The sequence below is a fragment of the Bacteroidia bacterium genome (assembly GCA_037045145.1).
GTDB lineage: Bacteria > Bacteroidota > Bacteroidia > AKYH767-A > OLB10 > OLB10.
In genome coordinates, this window is the sequence record JBAOIA010000012.1 from 261,110 (window position 1) to 284,013 (window position 22,904).

Annotated in this window: 15 protein-coding genes; 3 read left to right on the forward strand and 12 right to left on the reverse strand. The window is 39.0% G+C overall.

Features of this window, described 5'->3' with window-relative positions; translation table 11 throughout:
* Positions 1–62 precede the first annotated feature (62 nt).
* The gene (rplT, locus tag V9G42_10505) at positions 63–407 is read left to right on the forward strand and encodes a 50S ribosomal protein L20 (GenBank protein ID MEI2759845.1); all 345 of its coding nucleotides are present in this window, start codon (positions 63–65) and stop codon (positions 405–407) included.
* 238 nt (positions 408–645) lie between these two features.
* Here the strand turns inward: rplT and V9G42_10510 are convergent, their stop codons facing one another.
* The 7 genes from V9G42_10510 to V9G42_10540 form a co-directional block, all read right to left on the reverse strand.
* A complete protein-coding gene (locus tag V9G42_10510) occupies positions 646–1,176 on the reverse strand; it encodes a transposase (GenBank protein MEI2759846.1) in 531 nt (176 codons plus the stop codon).
* Positions 1,177–1,325: 149 nt separating this feature from the next.
* Positions 1,326–2,846 carry a T9SS type A sorting domain-containing protein gene (locus tag V9G42_10515; GenBank protein MEI2759847.1) on the reverse strand — a complete coding sequence of 507 codons (1,521 nt, stop codon included), beginning with the start codon at positions 2,844–2,846 and terminating at the stop codon, positions 1,326–1,328.
* 16 nt (positions 2,847–2,862) lie between these two features.
* Positions 2,863–4,368, reverse strand: coding sequence for a T9SS type A sorting domain-containing protein (locus V9G42_10520; GenBank protein ID MEI2759848.1), 1,506 nt, complete (start codon positions 4,366–4,368; stop codon positions 2,863–2,865).
* A 12-nt stretch (positions 4,369–4,380) separates the two neighbouring features.
* Positions 4,381–5,925: a hypothetical protein gene (locus V9G42_10525; protein MEI2759849.1), complete on the reverse strand. Its 1,545-nt coding sequence runs from the start codon at positions 5,923–5,925 to the stop codon at positions 4,381–4,383.
* 12 nt (positions 5,926–5,937) lie between these two features.
* Entirely contained in the window at positions 5,938–7,446 is a 1,509-nt protein-coding gene (locus tag V9G42_10530) for a T9SS type A sorting domain-containing protein (GenBank protein ID MEI2759850.1), read from the reverse strand.
* 16 nt (positions 7,447–7,462) lie between these two features.
* The gene (locus tag V9G42_10535) at positions 7,463–8,935 is read right to left on the reverse strand and encodes a T9SS type A sorting domain-containing protein (protein MEI2759851.1); all 1,473 of its coding nucleotides are present in this window, start codon (positions 8,933–8,935) and stop codon (positions 7,463–7,465) included.
* A gap of 31 nt (positions 8,936–8,966) precedes the next feature.
* On the reverse strand, positions 8,967–13,382 hold the full coding sequence (locus V9G42_10540) for a T9SS type A sorting domain-containing protein (protein ID MEI2759852.1): 4,416 nt from the start codon (positions 13,380–13,382) through the stop codon (positions 8,967–8,969).
* 319 nt (positions 13,383–13,701) lie between these two features.
* Between V9G42_10540 and V9G42_10545 the strand changes: the two genes are divergently transcribed.
* Entirely contained in the window at positions 13,702–14,253 is a 552-nt protein-coding gene (locus V9G42_10545; protein MEI2759853.1) for a transposase, read from the forward strand.
* On the opposite strand, the gene V9G42_10550 is transcribed toward V9G42_10545, so the two are convergent.
* Complete coding sequence (locus V9G42_10550) at positions 14,208–17,072, reverse strand: hypothetical protein (protein MEI2759854.1); 2,865 nt, start codon at positions 17,070–17,072, stop codon at positions 14,208–14,210. The two genes, V9G42_10545 and V9G42_10550, sit on opposite strands and share 46 nt — an antisense overlap.
* A gap of 17 nt (positions 17,073–17,089) precedes the next feature.
* Positions 17,090–17,503, reverse strand: coding sequence for a hypothetical protein (locus V9G42_10555; GenBank protein MEI2759855.1), 414 nt, complete (start codon positions 17,501–17,503; stop codon positions 17,090–17,092).
* Between the two features lie 175 nt (positions 17,504–17,678).
* On the opposite strand from V9G42_10555, the gene V9G42_10560 reads away from it, so the two are divergent.
* A complete protein-coding gene (locus tag V9G42_10560; GenBank protein MEI2759856.1) occupies positions 17,679–18,197 on the forward strand; it encodes a helix-turn-helix transcriptional regulator in 519 nt (172 codons plus the stop codon).
* Positions 18,198–18,417: 220 nt separating this feature from the next.
* On the opposite strand, the gene V9G42_10565 is transcribed toward V9G42_10560, so the two are convergent.
* The 3 genes from V9G42_10565 to fabD form a co-directional block, all read right to left on the reverse strand.
* A complete protein-coding gene (locus tag V9G42_10565; protein ID MEI2759857.1) occupies positions 18,418–20,472 on the reverse strand; it encodes a M13 family metallopeptidase in 2,055 nt (684 codons plus the stop codon).
* 68 nt (positions 20,473–20,540) lie between these two features.
* The gene (locus tag V9G42_10570; protein MEI2759858.1) at positions 20,541–21,929 is read right to left on the reverse strand and encodes a dipeptidase; all 1,389 of its coding nucleotides are present in this window, start codon (positions 21,927–21,929) and stop codon (positions 20,541–20,543) included.
* A 26-nt stretch (positions 21,930–21,955) separates the two neighbouring features.
* Complete coding sequence (gene fabD / locus V9G42_10575; GenBank protein MEI2759859.1) at positions 21,956–22,840, reverse strand: ACP S-malonyltransferase; 885 nt, start codon at positions 22,838–22,840, stop codon at positions 21,956–21,958.
* Positions 22,841–22,904 lie beyond the last annotated feature (64 nt).

A 22,904-nucleotide genomic window follows, 5' to 3' on the forward strand; every position in this document is an offset into this window, starting at 1 on the left:
TAACCAGGTAATTAGCATCAAGATTCCGCAAGGCGGAGCGCTAACACCAAAAATTAAAACACATGCCACGTTCGGTAAATTCAGTAGCATCAAGAGCAAGACGTAAAAAACTGCTCAACCGCGCCAAAGGAAATTGGGGCGCAAGAGGTAACGTATTAACCGTTGCCAAACACACCGTAGAAAAAGGTTTGCAATATGCCTACCGCGACCGTAAAACAAAGAAACGCAACTTTCGCGGCTTATGGATTCAGCGTATTAATGCTGAGGTAAGAAACTATGATATGTCTTACAGCGAGTTTATGGGTAAACTGCATAAAGCAGGAAACCAACTTAACCGCAAAGTTCTTGCCGACCTTGCACTTAACAATCCGGACGCTTTTAAAGCAATTGTTGAGTCGGTAAAGTAAACCTACTTTAAAATAATTAAAAGAGGCTGTTTCAAAACAATAAATTGAGGCAGCCTTTTTTTATACGCTGCTTTATAGAGGCAGATGATTAAAAAGAAATCGAGTTTTATTTTTATTTCTGAGGGACGTTATGGTGTATTAGGAGATGTTTTTAATGATTATGACATCCTTCCCCGTACCTGCGAAGCTGTGCTTCGTGGGGTTTGTGCAGGGAAGCTGCGCTTCCGATAAAAAACACTTACATACTTAACACCTTAATCGGGCTGTTTTCGTTTGCGATGCTTAACCTCCATAAATGCGGTTCATCAACAAAACCTGCTTCAACAGGATTACGATGTATGTAATCAACCTTTTGGTCTATGATGCGGTTAGAGTATAATTCAAATGCGTGATTATCGTGTTGCCAAAACTGTTTTTCCTGTTTATGTGATGATAGTCTGCCATAAAACTTAAATTCTTTCATCAACCATTCGCGCCTGCTTTCCAGCATATTTTCTTCTATAGACTGCATTATCGTTTTAGCGGTAAAAGATTTCATATCACGCATTAAATCATTTAAAGTTCCTTCTTCTCTTGATGCAATTATGTGAACATGGCTTGGCATGATGCAGTAGCAATATAGTTGCAGCCCTTTGTTTTTTTGGCAGTAAATAATACTGTCTGTAACTATATCCTGATACAATCGCCTTGTGAAAATATCAACCCAGCCAATGGTTGTAATTGTTACAAAATATAAACCGCCCGGAAAAGTTTTATAAACTTCAGACATTTGTTGTTTGCATATATGCAAAAATGATAATTTTTAGATCAGTATATGATTGAAGTAAAACTTCCAAACACAAAACCCACGAAGCACAGCTTCGCGGGTACGGGGATGCTGCGCTTATGAATTTGAGTAATTTCATTTTACAACAAAAGTTATTCAACTATAAATTTCTTTACCAATCTTTCTTTTTCTGTTTGCAACGAAACAATGTACATGCCTTTTGCAAGTGCGCTGCAATTAATATCCTGTGTAAAATAACCTCCTGCGCTACCCCCAACCCCTGAAGGGGAGAGCCTACGCGCAGTGTTATAAATTAGATTGCCTGTAACATCGTATATGGTTAGCGTTATACTTTTTCCTTTTAAATGCTGCGCATTTACAAACAGCTTTTGCCATGAAGCTATGTAGGTAACAAACAACTCCGCTCCCTTTGCTGATGTTGCAAGAGGTGCTATACCTGTTAGTGTATCACACGCACTACCTGCTATTGCTCCAAGTTCATAATTCGGATTATTAGGCAAGCCCAAGTATGTTCTCTTACCGCCAAGATAAAAACTGTAAGGCTGAAAATCACATGCCGAACCTAAACTATCAGGCTGGTTTATTACTGACAAGTTCATATTGTACATATTATAGACAGTATCAGGGTATGGGTAAGGAAACATAATTCCATTGTTGTACCAACATGCCAAATAAATTTTGCCATCGGATGCAAGTTTTAAACCACCCCCAGCATAATTTGGAAAAGTCAACGCCCACAACGTATCCTTAGTAAGCGAAATATTCGCTGCGTTTAAATCATATTGAAATAAGTAAGTAGTATTTGGAGATGCGGTTACATACAACTTACTTTCATCGGGTGAAAATTCACAACTCCATGTAAAAGGATAGGGTGGCATACCCGCATCAGGCTCTATAGTAACGGGATTATTTAACAATCCTGTGCAACGGTCAAAATCATAAAGTTCTATTAAACCCAACCAATTGGTAAATACCAATTTTTCGCCATCAGGCGAAAAATTGGTATGCGCTCCTCCTGTTCTGTTTTGCGAACCAACGGACTGAACGGATAAATTCTGAATTCCGTTAGGAGTTATTAAATAGCTGTACCAATCGTTATTTGAACTAAATGTGAGTGCATCTGATTTTCTGAATAATAACCACCAATCTCTTCCGTTGCCATGCTTAACAGCATTTAAGCAATCCACTTGTTCAAAGCTTTGCAGTTGAACATTTTTAACTGTTACAGCACCCAAGCCGTTATTCAATCGCATATCTATTACGCTATAAACAATACCAAATGTATCGGTAATACTTATTGAGAAAAGGTAATATGTGCTGTCATTTGCAGGATTTGGAATTATAACCAATTCCTGATACCACAACCTGCCTACAATAGAATCCCCATTAAGCATTATATCATGATTTCTATCAAAAACAAAAGTTGCCATCTCTGTATTAGAAGCATATGCACGCATAGTAGCCGCATAAAACAACAGTTGTCCATTACTATCCGCAATGCTTACACAACTGCCTCTTCCGTCAACAGAAGAAGAAAAAGTTACAGGTATTCCGCTTGAAAAATCAATACCAGCACTATCACCAAAACACCATACCGAGTTCCTATTTTGTGAAACGCAAAAAAAATGGCAGCAACAAAGTGTTGCTGCCATTATTAAACATTTTAAACTATTTAATAACCACAAACCGTTTTTTAAAATATTCGCCTGCTTCATTCTTTATTCTAATATTATACACTCCGTCAGAAAGCGAAGATACATCAATGCTGCCATTTGTGCCATTAGTTTGTTTTTCTATTATCAGTCGCCCGTAAATGTCGTAAACAACCAGTTCATTTTTTGCATCGCTTAATCCTGATATAAACAAGATGTTGTTTACAGGGTTGGGGTAAATGTTTATTAAGTTCCCCTTTGGGGGATTTAGGGGGCTTATGCCTGTCAACGTATCACACGCACTTCCCGCTAACGCCCCCAACTCATAATCCGGATTATTAGGCAAACCTCCGTAAGTTCTTTTGCCACCAAGATAAAATGAGTAGGGTTGTAAATCACATGCTGAGCCTAAGCTGTTGGGAGAGTTAATGGTGCTTAAATACATATTGGTGTTATTATACATAGTGTCGTTATAAGGATAATATTGATAATAACTTGTTGCTAAATAAATTTTACCGTCAGGAGCAAGCTTTAAATCGTCCATAGTTTCATTAAAATGAGTTTGTCGCAATGTATCAACACTTGCAGCAATATTGGTTGCCGTTAAATCAAACTGATACAGCCGCGATGTATCGGTTGATTGTATGGGTATGCCGGATATATAAAGTAAATTATCGTCAGGCGAAAAACATGCGCCCCAATAACAACCAAATGGAGCTTGCGTGGGTTCAGGATAAATGGTTTGCAAATTACTTAATTGCCCTGTGCATCTGTCAAAGTCATACAATTCCAATAAGCCAACCAAGGTATAATATACCATTTTATTGCCATTATTTGAAAATTGAATTCTGCCAAACCCATGATTAGTTGCAAACCCAATATTTTGCGGCATGGAATCGGAAACACCCGCTGGCGAAATCAAATATTTGTAAAAAGTGTTGTTAATATTATTCCACCTCCGGTTAATAATCCACCAGTCTCTTCCGTTGCCATGTTTAATGGCTTTTAATCCGTCAGCGCTTTTGTAATTATGTAACTGCACATTTTTTTGAATCACTTCGCCTAATCCGCCATTGGCGCTCATATCAACTATGGAATAATATAAACCTAACTGACTACTACCCGTTACGCCAATGGAAAAAACATAATATTGATTGTTGTTAGATGGATTATCAATAATTAAAACTTCATGGTACCAGGCTTGCATAACAATAGAATCACCATTTTGCATGATTTGATGTTGTTTATTCCAAATTTCACCATTTTGAAATGGCGGACCTCCGGCAGCCCATGTATCTGTATTATAACCTGCATAAAATAACAGGCTTCCGGCACTGTCGGCAATGCTTGCACAACTGCCGCGCGATTTTACCATGCTGCTGCCTGTTATGATATTGGCAGTATCACTAAAATCAACCAGCGCACTGTCGCCAAAGCACCACACGCTGCCCTGCTTTTGCGCATTTGCAAAATAAGCGCAGCATATAAGAAATGCTGCGCTTATGTATCGGAGTGATTTCATTTAAAACAAAAGTTATTCAACAACAAATTTATTTACCAATCTTTCTTTTTCTGTTTGCAACGAAACAATGTACATGCCTTTTGCAAGTGCGCTGCAATTAATATCCTGTGTAAAATAACCTCCTGCGCTACCCCCAACCCCTGAAGGGGAGAGCGCACGCGCAGTGTTGTAAAATAACTTGCCTGAAATATCGTATATGGTTAGTGTTATATTTTTTCCTTTTAAATGCTGTGCATTTACAAACAACCTTTGCCATGATGCCATGTAGGTAACAAACAACTCCGCTCTCTTTGCTGATGTTGCAAGAGGTGCTATGCCCGTTAATGTATCGCATGGGCTGCCTGATATTGCAGGCAGTGTATAATCAGGATTATTAGGTAAACCTCCGTAAGTTCTTTTGCCACCAAGATAAAATGAGTAGGGTTGTAAATCACATGCTGAGCCTAAGCTGTTGGGAGAGTTAATGGTGCTTAAATACATATTGGTATTATTATACATAGTGTCCTTATAAGGATAATATTGATAATAGCTTGTTGCTAAATAAATTTTACCGTCAGGAGCTAATTTAAGAAATCCCATAGATGCATTAAAATGAGTTTGCCATAATGTATCGGCACTGGCAGCTATATTGGTTGCCGTTAAATCAAGCTGATACAGCCGCGATGTGTCGGTTGATTGTATGGGTATGCCGGATATATAAAGTAAATTATCGTCAGGCGAAAAACATGCTCCCCAATACCAGCGTAAGGGAGCCTGTGTGAGTTCAGGGTAAATGGTTTGTAAATTACTTAATTGCCCTGTGCATCTGTCAAAGTCATACAATTCCAATAAGCCAACCAAGGTATAATATACCATTTTATTGCCATTATTTGAAAATTGAATTCTGCCAAACCCATGATTAGTTGCAAACCCAATATTTTGCGGCATGGAATCGGAAACACCCGCTGGCGAAATCAAATATTTGTAAAAAGTGTTGTTAATATTATTCCACCTCCGGTTAATAATCCACCAGTCTCTTCCGTTGCCATGCTTAATGGCTGTTAATCCGTCAGCGCTTTTGTAATTATGCAACTGTACATTTTTTTGAATCACTTCGCCTAATCCGCCATTAGCGCTCATATCAACTATGGAATAATATAAACCTAACTGACTACTACCCGTTACGCCAATGGAAAAAACATAATATTGATTGTTGTTAGATGGATTATCAATAATTAAAACTTCATGGTACCAGGCTTGCATAACAATAGAATCACCATTTTGCATGATTTGATGTTGTTTATTCCAAATTTCACCATTTTGAAATGGCGGACCTCCGGCAGCCCATGTATCTGTATTATAACCTGCATAAAATAACAGGCTTCCGGCACTGTCGGCAATGCTTGCACAACTGCCGCGCGATTTTACCATGCTGCTGCCTGTTATGATATTGGCAGTATCACTAAAATCAACCAGCGCACTGTCGCCAAAGCACCACACGCTGCCTTGCTTTTGTGCATTTGCAAAATAAGCGCAGCATAGTAAAAATGCTGCGCTTATGTATCGGAGTGATTTCATTTAAAACAAAAGTTATTCAACAACAAATTTATTTACCAATCTTTCTTTTTCTGTTTGCAAAGAAACAATATACATGCCTTTTGCAAGTGCGCTGCAATTAATATCCTGTGTAAAATAACCGCCTGCGCTACCCCCAACCCCTGAAGGGGAGAGCACTCGCGCAGTGTTATAAATTAGCTTGCCTGTAACATCATATAGGGTTAGTGTTATATTTTTCCCTTTTAAATGCTGCGCATTTACAAACAATTTTTGCCATGATGCCATGTAGGTAACAAACAACTCCGCTCCCTTTGCTGATGTTGCAAGAGGTGCTATACCCGTTAATGTATCACAGGGACTGCCTGATATTGCAGGCAGTGTATAATCAGGATTATTGGGTAAACCAAGATATGTTCTTTTGCCTCCGAGATAAAAACTGTAAGGCTGAAAATCACATGCAATTCCTAAACTATCAGGTTGGTTTATTACTGACAAGTTCATATTGTACATATTATAAACAGTATCCTGATATGGATAAGGAAATTGAACTCCATTATAATATATGCTGGCTAAATAAATTTTATTGTCTGGAGCTAATTTTAATCCGCCTCCAGTATAAAGAGGATAGTTGGTTGTCCAAAGTGTATTTTTACTTTGTGAGATATTTGACGCATTTAAGTCATATTGAAATAGGTAAGTAGTATCATCTGCTGTTGTTACATATAATTTGCTTGCATCGGGTGAGAATTCACAACTCCAAGTATATGGCACTGATGGCAATGCTTCCGGTTCAATGGTAACAGGATTGCTCAATAATCCTGAACAACGGTCAAAATCATATAGCTCAACCAACCCAATCAAATTGGTAAATACCAATTTTTCGCCTGATGGCGAAAAATTGGTATATCCTGAGTTGGTTTTGTTTAATGAACCTATTGACTGAATGGAAAAATTCTGAACGCTGACAGGTGTAATTAAATAAGAATACCAGTCATTGTTGCCATTTGATAAAGAACCTGCTTTTCTGAATAATACCCACCAGTCCCTTCCATTGCCATGCTTAACGGCATTTAAGCAATCAACCTGCTCAAAGCTTTGCAGTTGAACATTTTTAACCGTCACAGCCCCCAAGCCGTTATTCAGCCGCATATCAATTATGCTGTAATATAAGCCATATATGCTCGTTACTCCAATAGAAAATAAGTAATAGGTGCTGTCATTAGCCGGATTGGGTACTATTACCAATTCCTGATACCAACCTCTGCCAACAATATTATTTCCGTTTTGCATTACCTGATGAGTTGTATCAAAAACTAATGTGGTGTTGCCACTTATTGTGGCTCTTGTTTCGGCATAGAAAAGAAGTTTACCATTTTCATTTGCAATTGATGCGCATGAACCTCTGGTATCTAATCCACATGAGCCAACTATAATATTTGAAGTATCACTGAAGTCAATTAAAGCGCTGTCGCCAAAGCACCACACCGAATTACGGTTTTGCGCATAGGAAAAGAAATGGCAGCAACAGAGTGTTGCTGCCATTAATGAAAATTTTAAATTATTTAATAACCACAAACCGTTTTTTAAAATATTCGCCTGCTTCATTCTTTATTCTAAGGTTATACACTCCGTCAGAAAGCGAAGATACATCAATGCTGCCCGCTGCAGAAGCATTCTTCTTTAATAATAATCTGCCGTAAATATCATACACCTCTATTTCATTTTTGCCTTCAGGCATTCCGCTAACATACAATGTGCTGTTGGCGGGGTTGGGAAATATCCTCACCCCACCCCTCTCCAAAGGAGAGGGAGCTATGCCTGTAAGTGTATCACACACACTACCCGCTACCGCCTCCAACTCATAATCAGGATTATTAGGTAAACCAAGATATGTTCTTTTGCCTCCGAGATAAAAACTGTACGGCTGAAAATCACATGCTGCGCCTAAGCTATCAGGTTGGTTAATTACTGATAAGTTCATATTGTACATGTTGTAAACACTATCCCTGTAAGGATAATAATTAGAGGCATTATAATACACATTACTCAAATAGATTTTGTTATCAGGAGCCAACTTTAATCCTCCTATTGCATAAGGAAATAAATTAAATGACCATAGAGTATCTTTGCTTCCGGGAATATTGGGTGCGTTTAAATCGTATTGAAATAAATATGAAGTAGTTTGATTGGTGGTAACATATAACTTACTTTCATCAGGAGAAAACTCACAACTCCAAATAAATGGATAAGGAGGGTTACCTAAATCAGGTTCTATAGTAACGGGATTATTTAACAATCCTGTGCAACGATCAAAATCATAAACTTCAATCAAACCCAACCAATTGGTAAATACCAATTTTTCGCCATCAGGCGAAAAATTGGTATGCGCTCCTCCTGTTCTGTTTTGCGAACCAACGGACTGAACGGATAAATTCTGAATTCCGTTAGGAGTTATTAAATAGCTGTACCAATCGTTATTTGAACTAAATGTGAGTGCATCTGATTTTCTGAATATTAGCCACCAATCTCTTCCGTTACCATGTTTAACGGCATTTAAGCAATCCACTTGTTCAAAGCTTTGCAGTTGTATATTCTTAGCAGTAACTGCTCCTAATCCACCATTCTGTTTCATATCTATGATGCTGTAAACAAGTCCGTTATTACCAGTGACATTTATTGAAAAAAGATAATATACACTGTCGTTGGCAGGATTAGGAACAATTACCAATTCCTGATACCAACCTTCTCCAACAATAGAATCTCCATCTTGCATTACTGATCCTGTTGAATTAAAAACAAAGGTTGAATTATCAATACTTATGGCATACTTGTACATTGTTGCTGCATAAAAAAGTAAATTCCCGTTATTGTCTGAAATGCTGACACAGCTTCCCCGACTATCCATTCCTGATTGAAAAGTAACAGGTAATCCCGAACCAAAATCTATTCCCGCACTATCGCCAAAGCACCATACGCTATTTCTATTTTGCGCATAAGAAAAAAAATGGCAGCAACAAAATGTTGCTGCCATTAGTAAGCATTTTAAATTAAGTGATTTCAAATTATTTAATTACAATAAATCTCGTTCTAAAATACTCATCTGTCTCATTTCGTATCCTCAGATTATAAATACCTTCTGCCAGCGAAGATACGTCAATTACGCCACTGCTGCTGTTATTTTGCTTTGTAAATAATAACCTGCCATAAAGGTCGTAAACCTGCATTTCATTTTTACCATCACTCATTCCTGTTACCAACAGCAAGCTGTTGGCTGGGTTAGGTTGTATGCGTACCTTATCAGCCGGCAGTGTTTTTTCAGGCAATTCATTCTGAGTATGACTGCCACCCTGCCGCAATGCGGGCAATTCAGGAGAGTAATATTCCTTACCGAGCAAGGCTGCCGCACTGTAAACGCTCTTGCCCGCTATGAGCCAGTGCTGCGCCAGCAGGCTTTCCAACGCTGTGGTGTCTGTTGCATCAAGCGTATCACCTGCTGCCAGCTTGCCGATAATAAGGCTGTTGATGAGCTTATAGTTGGCTTCCATATCATTGCTTTCGGTAATGCTGCTGTTAATGGTTGCAGCAGCAGCAATGTCATCGGCTTTAATAGCCTGCTTTACGGAGTCAAACTTGCCTATGTTGGCATTGAGCATGACATTGTAAAATGCGCGGAATGATGAGTCAGCCGCGCTGCCTGTGGTGAGCAGTGTGGTGTCAGCGCTGAGCCGTTTGAACAGGGTTTCTTTAGCAAGGTATTTAGCCTCATCTGCATAACTATCGTACACAGCAGAATCACCCACTACGGGACCAAATTCTTTATCTCTGTCAATATCGACATTGGTAAATAACGCGGTTGCACAATCAGTATTTGAACTTGCTTCATTATCATCCGCTAAAATAACATTCCCATTATAAGGATCAGGAGTAAATAAATTATTTACGTCTGTTTCATCTCCTTGAAAATACCATTTAAAAGGTGATGCTACCTGCAAGTATCCATCCACTTTCATTAAAGCATTGTTTGAAGTAATCCATTGATTATCCCATGCGTTATTTGCAGTTCCCTGAGGTGAAAATTGTGCGTTTTCATACCAAATACCTTTGTTATAATCAGTCATCACATTATTTTTCAGCCGCGTGGTTTGGCAATCGCCCTCAAAGCGCAGGGCATAGCCGAGGCGTGTAATGCCGTTGCCGCATATATTCAGGTTTTGAGAATTGTCGGCAGCAATGCCGCGTATTTTATCAGCATTATAAGCAACAACGCTGTTGTTATAAATGTCGTTCGCTTTAATAACAGCATCGTTGCAGTCCTGTATAAATATGCCTGAATACATTTGGCTTGTTTCTAATCCGTCATCAGCCTCCATAGCAATGGTGTTGGGCAAAAGGCTGCTGCCGTCCGTTCCAACGCTTATGCCCGGTGTGTTGTTGGCATATATTCCTATTCGCGCTCCGGTTATGGAGTTGTCTGTAATAGTTACTGCGCTGTTTGCGCCCTGCTCATATAATACCCTTATGCCATAATCGCCAGTTGCATAAATGTTATTATGGTCAACGGAAACGGCATTGCCTGTGGTGGCTGTGCTGTTTATATAAACGGCAGAAGTAGGAACAGTTAAATCGGCAGGTGTTTTTACATGCAAATCGTTACCGGTAATCTGAATAGTGTTGCTGCCGCATTTTTCAACCAAAATGTTGTTTTTGCTGTTGCTCATGGCATTCTGGTTGCATTTAACAAAGCTGCCTGCAAGCTTTCCGTTGCAGTTAAACATCCTGTACCCTGCTTCGGCACAGTTGTTTATTGTGTTTTGTTCCATCCTCAACTGCTCAGTTACATTGCCAATGCCATACCTCATGTTTTCAAATGTGTTGTGCAAAATAATTTTATCATCATTGGCATTGGCGGCTTCGCCCAATATTAAAGCTCCGTAGCCGGTGGGCGAGGTTATAAGCGGATAAGCCAGTAACCGCGCCTGTGACACATCGGGTACACGCCCCGGTGCATCTTTAAAATAATTGTACCGGATGTTATAGTCAACGGGGTTTACTAATCTTATACCATAGTCCATGTCAGAAAAAACATTTTGCTCATTTGCTGCGCCAATGGTTAAATCGGATGGCGCGAGGAGCAGAATATGGTTAAACGATTTGTCGCCATATTCATAAACCGCTCTTCCGCTGCACCTGAAAATGCAATTATGTATTTGCATATTGCTGTAATCCGTTACGCCCGCCCCTAATTCAACTATGCCGTAAAAATTATGGTCGAATAAGGTATTGGATAAATTAATATTTGTAATGGATGAGGAATTGCCGTTAATTGCAATAGCTGCTTCGGCATCTTCCATATCGGAATTGGTTATTTCCAGCTCGGAAGTGCCGTCAGCAAGCACAATGCCTTTCCATAACACATTACAACCGAAAAAACGGCTGTCTTGTACATCTAGCTTTTTGCCTGCATCAACATATATTCCCACTCCCTGGCTGCAAATTACTGTTTTGTTGTTAAATAAATTAAAATCGGCATCTACCGTAAAATCATCCGTAAGATATACCACATCAGGAGTTATAACGCTGATTGCGCTTGCAATGTTATTTCCACTATTAATAGTAAATGTGCTGCTGACGCACAATGTTGAAGATAATGTGCCGCACACATCGGGCTGCGGCTGCAAAGCAAGGTTTTTGTCTTCGGCAATAACTATTTGGTCAACTAACACGTTTCCGTTAATGCTGTTAATGGATAATGTATATTCCTGATTATCGAGTTGGCTCAATAAAATAGGAGATAAACTGTTTGGCAAAAACCGATACCAATTCCAGTCACTGCTGCTAATACAGCTTAACGTACAAACGGGAGTACCGTCCAATTTAATTTCAAGCTGGCTGCCTGAACCGGCATCTTTGGCTTTTATCCAAACATAATAATCGGTATCATCAACTCTGGGGTGAAATTTATATTCAACAGGGGCACTTCCTGCTGCAAAAGAAATATAAGTGGTAAAGTTTCTATAATCACCAGAAGATGTTCCACCCGGTACAGATGTAACACGGGTTACATTTGCAGGTGCAGAAACATTATCCCACACCTCGGCTTCAAACCAAAAATCTTTGCTCCAGCGGTCAGGGTGCTTATATTCATGCCATGCATCAAGCTGGTAGAATACAGGAGGATTAACAGAAGCATCGAAAATGTAAGTGCTGCCCTGCCTGCGAACGTTAAACTGCAAGTCGTAAGTGGATGTGCTTCCGCCTGCATTATCAGCCAAATGTATTTTGGCTGCTTTTTCCAAAGGAGCATTGCCTTTTACATTGGAGTAAGGTTGAACGGTACCGGTGATGACGTATTTTTCTATAGCATTATCTTTTCTGGAAAGCACCAACACATCAGGTGAACTAGATTTAAAGGCGTACATCATATCGGGCGCAGCAGAATTACCCGGCTCTTGTAATCTGTCACCTTCAAGCAAATGTCCATCTATAATTAAATCAGCAAATCGGTCCGCTATTGCATGTGCGTAAGCAGGTGTTGCAGCTTGCCAAACATAACCTTTAGGTTCAACAACATCTGGAAGTGCAAAAACATGAAAGAAATCAGATCCAAGAACAGAGACTGCCTTTAACAATCCAAGCCATTGCCCGGGTCTTAAATTATCTTCTTCATTATGAGCCCATCCGGGTGCAACAAATGGCGCATTTATATAATCCCCGTTATTTAATTCTTCTTTTTTGCTTCTGGTCAGCCATAAAAATCCGTGATCTGCAGAGCGAGATTCTCTAAGCCAGTCTTCTGGTCTTCTTGGATAAAAGTCAGGCGTAGCAAGCCTGACATTTACGGGCGTTGAACCGTATTGTACAACCGATTGGGTTTCTCTTAATTCATTATAGCGGTATCTTGCTTGATCGTAATTGATTCCGTTATTAGTTACTAACTTCCAATGACCATCAACAGCATAATTTAGAAATATGGTTCCATCAGAAACAAGTTTTGAAATATTCATAAAATTGTCCCTATAATCATTGTCAAGTTCTTTTCCCTTTGTTGCCATAAATTCTTCCCATTTTAATGGTGTATCAGCATTTCCAGATAAAAATGTAATGTAAGCAGATGACAATGGAGTAGAAGATAATGTATTTCTTAAATTATAAATTGCTTTATGAGAAACCTCATTATTTTCAGAAATTACTTTGACTTTTGCAGAAATTCCGTTTAAAATAGTTTGTAAATAATCATTCTGCAATAATCCATCTGTTGCATACACATCTCTTTTGTTTGAAAAAATATTTCCTGTTCCTGTTCCAAATGCCGGGCTGTAATTCCAAAAATGTGTACCACTGTTGTTTCCTTCAAAATTATAAAACATACTTGACTTATAAAGATAAAAATCCTCATCACTAACGGTAACAGTACCAAAATTTGTAAAGCTTGTAGCGTTTTGTTCCCTGATCCAGGAGTTGGTAATTCCAGGAGGCACTTTATTAACAAGAGATGATGGCAATGAATGTCCAAGATCACTTGTACTATAACTTAATTGAGCACGATTTGTTATAATTCCTATTTCATCAGTTGAATTAAAATTTGTTGCTGCATAATTAATATATTGTTGATTTTCGGGATCAAGATATGTTCTCGTGTTTTCACAAATATTGAATAAATAATACCAATTTTTATACAGTTCGAGCTGTACATTTAAGGATCTTGTTCCATCATGTTCTCCAAGATAGTTACTCCCCTACTGGCGCAAGTCTTCAGACTTGTGCCATCCTGTCATTAAAAATTGCACATTTGCAACCATGAGTTCCAAGTATAAGTTTCACACTCCTGATGCCATATATTTTGTTACTTTTTCGGTTATAAACTGGATTGATGTTTTTACAAGAAACGGTTATAAAGATATTTTAATTGACAGTATAAAACATTGCCAAAAAGAAAAAGGCTTAGTGGTTCATGCTTGGGTTATTATGACCAATCATGTACACATGATTATTTCTAAAAACGGAACATGTGTGCTGCCTGATATAATGCGCGACCTTAAAAAATTTACAGCCTATAAAATTACAGGGGCAATTATGGAAAATTCTCAGGAAAGCAGGCGCGAATGGATGTTTAATCTTTTTAAACGGGCTGGTGAAAGAAATTCCAACAATACAAACTGGCAGTTTTGGCAACAGGATAATCATCCTGTTGAATTAACTGATGCAAGAATGCAAGAACAAAAATTAAATTACATACATGAAAATCCTGTGCGGGCAGGATTTGTTTATAACCCTGAAGACTATGTGTACAGTAGCGCAACGGATTATTGCGGCAGCAAAGGGCTTATTGACTTAGTGCTGCTTGAATGATAGTAGGGCGCAAGTCTGAAGACTTGCGCCAGTGGGGGTCTTGTTCCATCATGTTCTCCAAGATAGTTACTCCCTAACCAATTAAAATTTCTCCTTAATGTTCTATTAGATTTGTATCTTGGTAAAGGATATGCTTTCAGTTGTTCAATAACATTTTTAACTTCACTGTAATTTCCTGTTCCGGGAGCGTATCCAAACGGATAATCGTTTTCATCATACTGTCCGGCATTTGTAAATGTAAGTGGACTATAGGGCGAAGTGTTTTGGGTGAAAACATTTAAAGAAGTGGTATTTAATCCATGTTGTTCAATTGTTTTATCACACAATTCATTTTGTAAATAAATAGCCACCTGATCGAAATAACCACCCATGTTCGTATGCTCACTACTGGTTTTTAAATTTAAATCCATCCCGGTTCCATTTATAAAAAGGCCTGTTATTGATGCATTAATAATATCTTTACTAAAACCTTCATTGAGTTTTCCATCAATCCATATTTGCTTTTGATAATGATGAGCAGCAATTTTTTTATGAACAAAACAGAAGTAATGCCATGAGTCGTTAGTATAATAACCAAAAGATTTTTCATTAATTCCATCGAAAGGAATAAAAAAACTTTCATAAGGTATTGCTGTCGATCCGGTTATTCCTGAATAATCGGTACTAAAACTGATACCGGTTTGATCAATTGATGCGCTGTGTACGCCATTTTGTATTCTAAAAAATCCGGCAGAAGCTCTGTTTGCAAAATTTCCATCAAACCTCACATACATTTCAACTGCAAAATATTCAGATGTTTGATCAATTAACACATTGGGTACATATAAATCTGTTCCGTTATCGCTAAGTAATGAATAACCTGTATTTGGAATTCCGGAATTACTTACCAGTGTATTAGTTCCACTTGAAGACAGTGTCGTAGAAAATATGGCAGGGCTGGAACTAGCAAAGTTATTGGCATCAAAATTATAATAGTAATCAGGTGCAATTGCACCTGAAATACATGATGCAAACACAAATGCCGTGTATCCTAAAGTAAAGTTACCAAAGCTGTTTAGGTTGCTGGCATTTGTTGCCGAACCAACAGTTCTGTCTCCGGATAAGGCAACTGTTCCCAAATCACTCCATTGCGTACCGTTCCATCTTGCCAATTTAACTTTTGAGCTGTCAAAAACACTGCTGTATCTATTCCAAGATAAGGTAACTTTAACCTGTGAGCTGCCTGTATTCCGCGCTAAATTCCAATAGTTGCTTCCATTTATATAATCAATGCCTGATTGCCGTGCATTTGGGTCGTTTGGTAATGCTCCTGCAAAATACTCTCCCGTAAACGCATCGGTTGTGTTTGAAGGTGCAGAAATTCCAATTGCCCTGCAGCTGTTTCCCTTTCCTGTTGGAAACACAAATGCGCTGTTGCCGATTTTCTTAACAGGCCCGTCAATATAACTGCTGTCGCTTGCTCCGCTCACAGTGCCACCGTTGTTTATGGTAAGCAAATTGCTGCTTGTGGTGGTGAGCGTGCCTTTTGCAAACGTTACCGTTCCGCTTACAGCCAATGCAGTTGCCAGTGTTGCACTGCCTCCACTTTTGTTCAGCATCAAGTTTTTCACAAGCGTGTTGCTGTGAAAGCTTAATAATTGTGTTCCGCTTCCTGCAAGGCACAAGGTGCCTGTGCCTGCATTAAAGGTGGTATTGTTTGCTGTGGTTATGTTTCCGTAAAACGAACTTACATCACCACCATAACACACCCTCAGCTCGCGTGAGCCGCCAAAGGTGGCATCGGCATAGTAGGTATTGGAAGTATCGGCATCAAGCCGCAGGTTACCCGCGCTGGCATTGTTGGTAAAGGTGGCATTGCCATAAAACTTATTGCCGCCATACCAACTGCTGCTGCCGCTGCCTGTGGCGGTAAACGATGCCGTTCCGTTAAAATTACAGTTTTTAAATAACAGCGAGTTGGATGTAATGCTGAAATCACCTCCGAATGTAGCTCCTGTTATGCTTGGCAATGCCGATCCTGTAAAGGTGAGGCTTATGGCAGTGCTGCCATCCTGATAAAAATTAGTGGCATTAAAATCACCTGCTGAAAAACCTCCGCTGCCTATGCTTATGGTATGCCCTGCTGTAAGCGTATCGTTACCCAGCAGAATTCCTCCTGCTCCGGTATTTATTAAAACCATATCGCCATTGAACACATTAATGCCCGCTCCTGCAAAGGTTATTTCTTTTGTTCCTTTGTTATGTATGGTTACCTTACCGTTAAAGCGGTGCCCTGTGCTGTTGTTCATTACCCACACTCCTGCACCTGTATAATTATGATAGAGGTAAACGCTGTCGTTAAACACCGCTCCACCGCTTCCTGTGCCGGGTACATCGGTAATGGTTTCAAAATAGCAATAATTATTAAACGTAGCGGCATTGAGATCAATACGGCTCACCACTGCATTAATCACCACATTAAACGTGGTGCTGCCAAATGTCATTTGCGTGCCTGTAAGCTCAAGCCTTCCATTGCTGATAGTGCCTCCACTAAATACGCTAGATCCGGAGTTCAATACCAATGTATCGCCATTGCAATTTAAGGTTCCGCTATGCATGGTCATTCCGCTAAGTGTTTTTTTGCCGGGCAGGGTGGGATTGAAAGTAGCACTATAAATATGCACATAATCTCCACTTCCCGGCACGCCTGCAGGCGACCAGTTGGATGTGGTGTTCCAGGCTGTGCTTGTGCCGCCTGTCCAGGTGTAGGTTGTTGCTAACGACAGCAGCCCGCTCAGTATAAGCGCTGCCGTTAAAATCAGTTGGATATATTTTTTCATGATAGATAGTTTAAGAATTAATTTGAAACAAATGAATAAACGCTGCTCCATACGCCCGATTCTTTAATGCGTACTTCTCCAAAATATGCACTCTGTTGGTCATAATCGCCAATGTCAACGGCAATAATATTTCCGCTGCGCGAATAGGAAAAACCCGGAGGAAGACTTGCCGGTGTATCGTAAACAAACGATTCATTTATCATGTCATATAAATTCCAGTCGGTTCCTAATTTAATTTCAATATTTGTTATGTTTACTGTGTCGGGAATTTCAATGTAGTAAGTTCCATGCATTATGCCTACTGTTGGAGTGGTTCTCATGCTCACAAAGGCATCGGATGGTTGTGCATTTGCTGCTGCCGCCATCAGCAGAAGCAGAGCAGTGAACAAGCTAACGCAAGCTGCACTGCATGTTTGTTTGAATGATTTCATATTTATTTGGTTTTAACAATTTTTTACAAACCTATAGCTGAAAAGGGGGAAAAGCGATTTATCATAGCCTCTATTTTTTTCCTATTGGAGATTATTTTTTTCCTCATAGGAAAATAACAGGAAAAAAAAGGAAACCGAATACATGTCCTATTTAAAATATAAAATCTTTTTGCTTATGGATCTTTATAATATTCTTCAAAAACTTGCTTTTTTTAAGAAAAAACATTTACTTAGTGATTCCAAACCACATTTATACAGCACAATGAAAATCTATGAAAAAATAAAGGAGTTTATTAAAACAAGAAGTATTCAATTAAAAGAATTGGCTCCTGTGCTTGGTATTACCCAGGGACAGTTAAGTAAAATTATTAATGGGAAAACCCGTAATATCAAAAACGAATACATTAAAAAGTTGGAAGCACATTTTGATACGAAATTTTCCAATCATAATGATCATGAAAGAATAGAATGGATTGAAAAACCTTCATGTGAAGAAGAAAAAGTAATTTTTTCTATTTACAAAGAACTTAAGAGCCAAAAAAGCCTTGCAGAAAAACAGATACGACTCAGCCATTCGTTCCGGAAAGCTTTAGCGCTAATTCAATATAATGCCAATAAAGAGAGGTTTATTAACACGGCTGAATTTAAAAGTTGGCTTAATGATAATAATGCTACAGATGAAAAAGATCAATAATAAAATGCACCCTTTGGCGCTAATCTTTTTTGTATTTACCTTATGGAAAACCTTGAACTTATCGGGTGTATTGAAGTTATAAACTATTAAAAAAGCCATTCGCAACCGGATGGCTTTTTGACAATTCAATTGCAATTTTAAAAGCTAATACCTATCTTTCGTAATTCTACTTTACTTATCACAAAAGTAAGAATCAATTATAGGGTATCTAAAAACTTAATCACCATATTTCCATTCTCTGTTCCGGAGCCAAATACAACTTGTTTTCTTTTGTAATCTTAAAGGCTTCGTAGAACTCCGGCATATTTCGCACGGTGCCATTGGCGCGAAATTTACCCGGACTGTGCGGATCTGTTTTCAAACGTTTTTTTAACTCTTCGGGGCGTATGTTGTTGCGCCATACCTGTGCAAAGTTGATGAAGAAACGTTGCTGTGGTGTAAAGCCGTCAAGCAAAGTTTTGGACTTGGCATTTTCTGTTTTTTGGAATGCTGCATAGGCAATAGTCAGTCCGCCTAAATCAGCAATGTTCTCTCCTAAAGTAAGCTGTCCGTTGATGGTGAGTGAATCAATTACTACGTAACTATTAAATTGTGCTACCAGTTTTTGAGCATTTTGATTGAAGAGTGTTTTGTCTTTATCTGTCCACCAGTTTTTCAGGTTACCATCGGCATCATACTGGCAACCCTGATCATCAAAACCGTGTGTGAGCTCATGACCAATCACTGCACCCATAGAGCCATAGTTAACAGCATCGTCAGCAAGCGGATCAAAAAATGGTGGCTGCATGATAGCTGCAGGAAAAACAATTTCATTGAAGCCCGGATTGTAATAGGCATTGATTGTTTGTGGCGACATGCCCCACTCTGTTTTGTCAACCGGCTTTCCTAATTTTGAAAGGTTGTACTGAAACCAAAACTCAGCTGCACGGTTCACATTATTGCAATAAGAATCTTTTTTAATAATCATCTTAGAATAATCGCGCCATTTGTCAGGATAAGCCAGCTTTCGGATAACCTTTTCTAATTTTGCCAATGCCGCAACTTTTGTCTGATCTTCGAGCCAGGTGCGTGATTTGATGCGTTGCTGATAGGCTGTAATAAGATTATCTACCATTTTGTTGACACGATCTTTTGCCTCCGGACTAAAATACTTTTTCACATACAACTCTCCTATCAACTCACCCATAGTACCATTCATGGTTCCTAATACACGCTTCCAGCGTGGACGCATTTCTTTAGCACCACTCAATACGCCCTGATAAAATTCAAAATCTGTTTTAACAAAGTCTGAGCTTAATGTACTTGCACGGCTGTTAAGTATATCCCATTTAAGATAAAATTTTAAATCTTCCAATGGTAGTTTTTCCATTAACTCATTGAACCGTTTAAAAAATTCTGGTTGTCCAACAATGATTTCATTTTCTTTTACACCAAACGAGCCAAAGTATTTCTCCATAGAAAATGCAGACATTTCTTTATTAAAATCTTCGGTAACCATCTTATTGTAATTACTTTCCGGATCGCGTAACGCAACTCGTGAGCGTGATATTCTTGCCAACTCTGTTTCGAGACTCATCAGATTTCCTACAGCATTTCCCTCCGGCTGAATGCTCATTAAATGAAACATGTTTTTGATATGCGATAAATATTTCGCTCTGATTTCTACTGACTCTTTATCATCTTTAAGATAATAATCTCTGTCAGGCAATCCCAGCCCACCCTGATAAAGCGTGATAATTATCTGATCACTTTTCTTATCATCTTGACCAACATAAAAATTAAAAAAACTGTTAATGCCTATAGTATGCAGATAAGCCACCAGTGCAGGTAGTTGATTTTTATCTGTTACCTTATCAACTTTTTCGAACAGCGGAACAATGGGTAAGAAACCTGATTCTTCTATAAGTGCAGTATCCATAGCAGACAAATAGAAATCACGTATCTTCTGTGTGGAGCTACCTTCTGCAGCATCTTTATTTTTTGCTGTCTCTTCTAGTATAGTAAGTACTCTATGACGTGTAATATCATCCAGCACATTGAAAGAGCCCCATCGTGTTTCTGAGGCAGGCAGCGGGTTCTTTTTTAGCCAGTTGCCGTTTACATATTGGTAAAAATCATCTCCGGGATTTACACTCTTGTCGAAGTTGGACAAATCAATTGCTTTGGGCGCTTTAGCGGCTGTAAGTGATACAGTTTGCTGTGGATCTTTTTTCTTAAATGCAAAAATTGCTGCAAGAGAAACTGCACAGCAGGCAAGAATAAATATTTGTTTCATTAGTATAATAAATTAAGTAACGGATTTTAAAAATTTAACTTTGTTTGAAAAGGTAATTTTCTTTGGTGTTATTTTTTCAACGCTGTGAAATATTGAAAGAAGTAAGGTATTGTTTCTATGCCTTTATAGAAGTTAAACAAACCATACTTTTCATTGGGAGAGTGCAGGTTATCGCTGTCTAACCCAAAGCCAAACAACACCGTTTTCAGACCTAACTCCTTTTCAAACAGTGCAACAATCGGAATACTTCCGCCACCTCTGGTGGCTATCGGTTTCTTACCAAAAGTTTTTTCCATTGCCATACTGGCTGCTTTAAATGGAACACTATCTGTAGGAGTTAAAACAGGTTCGCCACCGTGATGGGCAGAAACTTTTACTTTGACAAAAGGTGGTGCAATGGATAGAAAATGCTTTTCGAAAAGCTTGGAAATATTGTCTGAGCTTTGATTCGGTACCAGACGCATGGAGATTTTTGCAAATGCTTTTGAGGGTAATACAGTTTTAGCACCTTCACCGGTGTAGCCTCCCCAAATACCATTTACCTCAAGTGTTGGTCTGATACTGGTTCGCTCAATGGAAGTATATCCTTTCTCGCCCCATACCTCATTAATGCCCAAATCTTTCATATATTCTTTTTCGTCAAAAGGTATTTTAGCCAAATCTCCTCTGTCAGCATCACTCACCGTCAACACATCATCGTAAAACCCTTTTACAGTGATATGATTATTTTCATCATGTAACGATGCAATCATCTGACAAAGTATTGTTGCAGGATTTGCAACAGCACCCCCATAAACACCACTGTGAAGGTCGCGGTTAGGTCCTGTAACTTCAACTTCCATATAGGCCAGACCGCGCAATCCAACATCAATAGAGGGTGTGTCGTTGGCAATCATCGAAGTATCTGAAATCAATACTACATCTGCTTTAAGTCTTTCTTTATTGGCTTTAACAAAAATGCCAAGGTTTGATGAGCCTACTTCTTCTTCTCCTTCAATCATAAACTTTACATTACATGGCAGCGAAGATGTTTTCATCATGCTTTCAAAGGCTTTTACGTGCATGAACATCTGTCCTTTGTCATCACATGAACCACGTGCAAAGATGGCTCCCTCGGGATGAAGGTCTGTCTTTTTAATTACCGGTTCAAACGGTGGTGAATGCCATAAATCCAATGGATCGGGCGGCTGTACATCGTAGTGCCCATACACCAAAACTGTTGGCAGCTTAGGATCAATTATTTTTTCTCCATAAACAATAGGATGTCCACCTGTTGGGCAAATTTCAACTTTGTCGGCACCGGCTTTTTCAAGGCTTAACTTAACAAACTCTGCTGTACGAACCATATCAGCTTTATGTTTAGAGTCAGCGCTGACGGAGGGTATTTTCAGAAGTTCCAGCAATTCACTGAGGAAACGATCTTTATTTTGTTCTGAATATTGTGTTGCTTTTTCCATTTATAATTATTATTAATGATTAAAAATTATGCACTCATTACCTGTGCATCTTTATGAATTTTCTTTACAAGTCCTTGCAAAACTTTTCCGGGTCCGGCTTCGATAAAATCAGTAGCACCGTCATTCACCATTTTAATAACAGTTTGTGTCCACCGAACGGGTGCTGTAAGTTGTGAAATAAGATTTTGCTTGATTTGTTGTGGGTCGGATGAAGGCAATGCATTTACATTCTGATAGACAGGGCAAACCGGTATTGCAAAAGTTGTGTTAGCAATGGCATTGGCTAACCTCTCACGAGCAGGCTCCATCAGTGGTGAGTGAAATGCTCCTCCTACAGGAAGAAGCAAAGCACGTCTTGCACCGGCAGCAGTGAGTTGTTCGCATGCAGTTTTTACACCTTCAATAGTTCCGGAAATAACCAATTGACCGGGACAGTTATAATTGGCACAAACAACAACGTCATTAACTCCAGCACATATTGTCTCCACTTTTTCGTCTTCAAGACCAAGAATAGCTGCCATAGTTGAAGGCTTTAATTCACATGCAGCTTGCATGTCGAGTGCACGTTCCATCACCAGCTTCAGCCCATCTTCAAAACTCAGACATCTATTAGCTACCAATGCTGAAAATTCGCCTAATGAATGACCTGCAACCATGTCGGGATGAAAATTTTCTCCAAGCGAAGCAATGACTGCACAGGAATGAATAAAAATTGCCGGTTGTGTAACCTTAGTTTGTTTCAGCTCTTCATCGGTACCACCAAACATAATCTCTGTAATAGCAAATCCTGTAATGCTGTTTGCTTTCTCAAAAATTCTTTTGGCGGCATCAGACTGTTCAAACAAATCTTTTCCCATTCCGGAAAATTGTGATCCTTGACCGGGGAAAATATACGCTCGTTTTAAACTCATAAAATATTTAGTCAGTTATTTCAGTTGATTTTGATTAATGTGAAAATCTTTTGCCAAAGCTAAG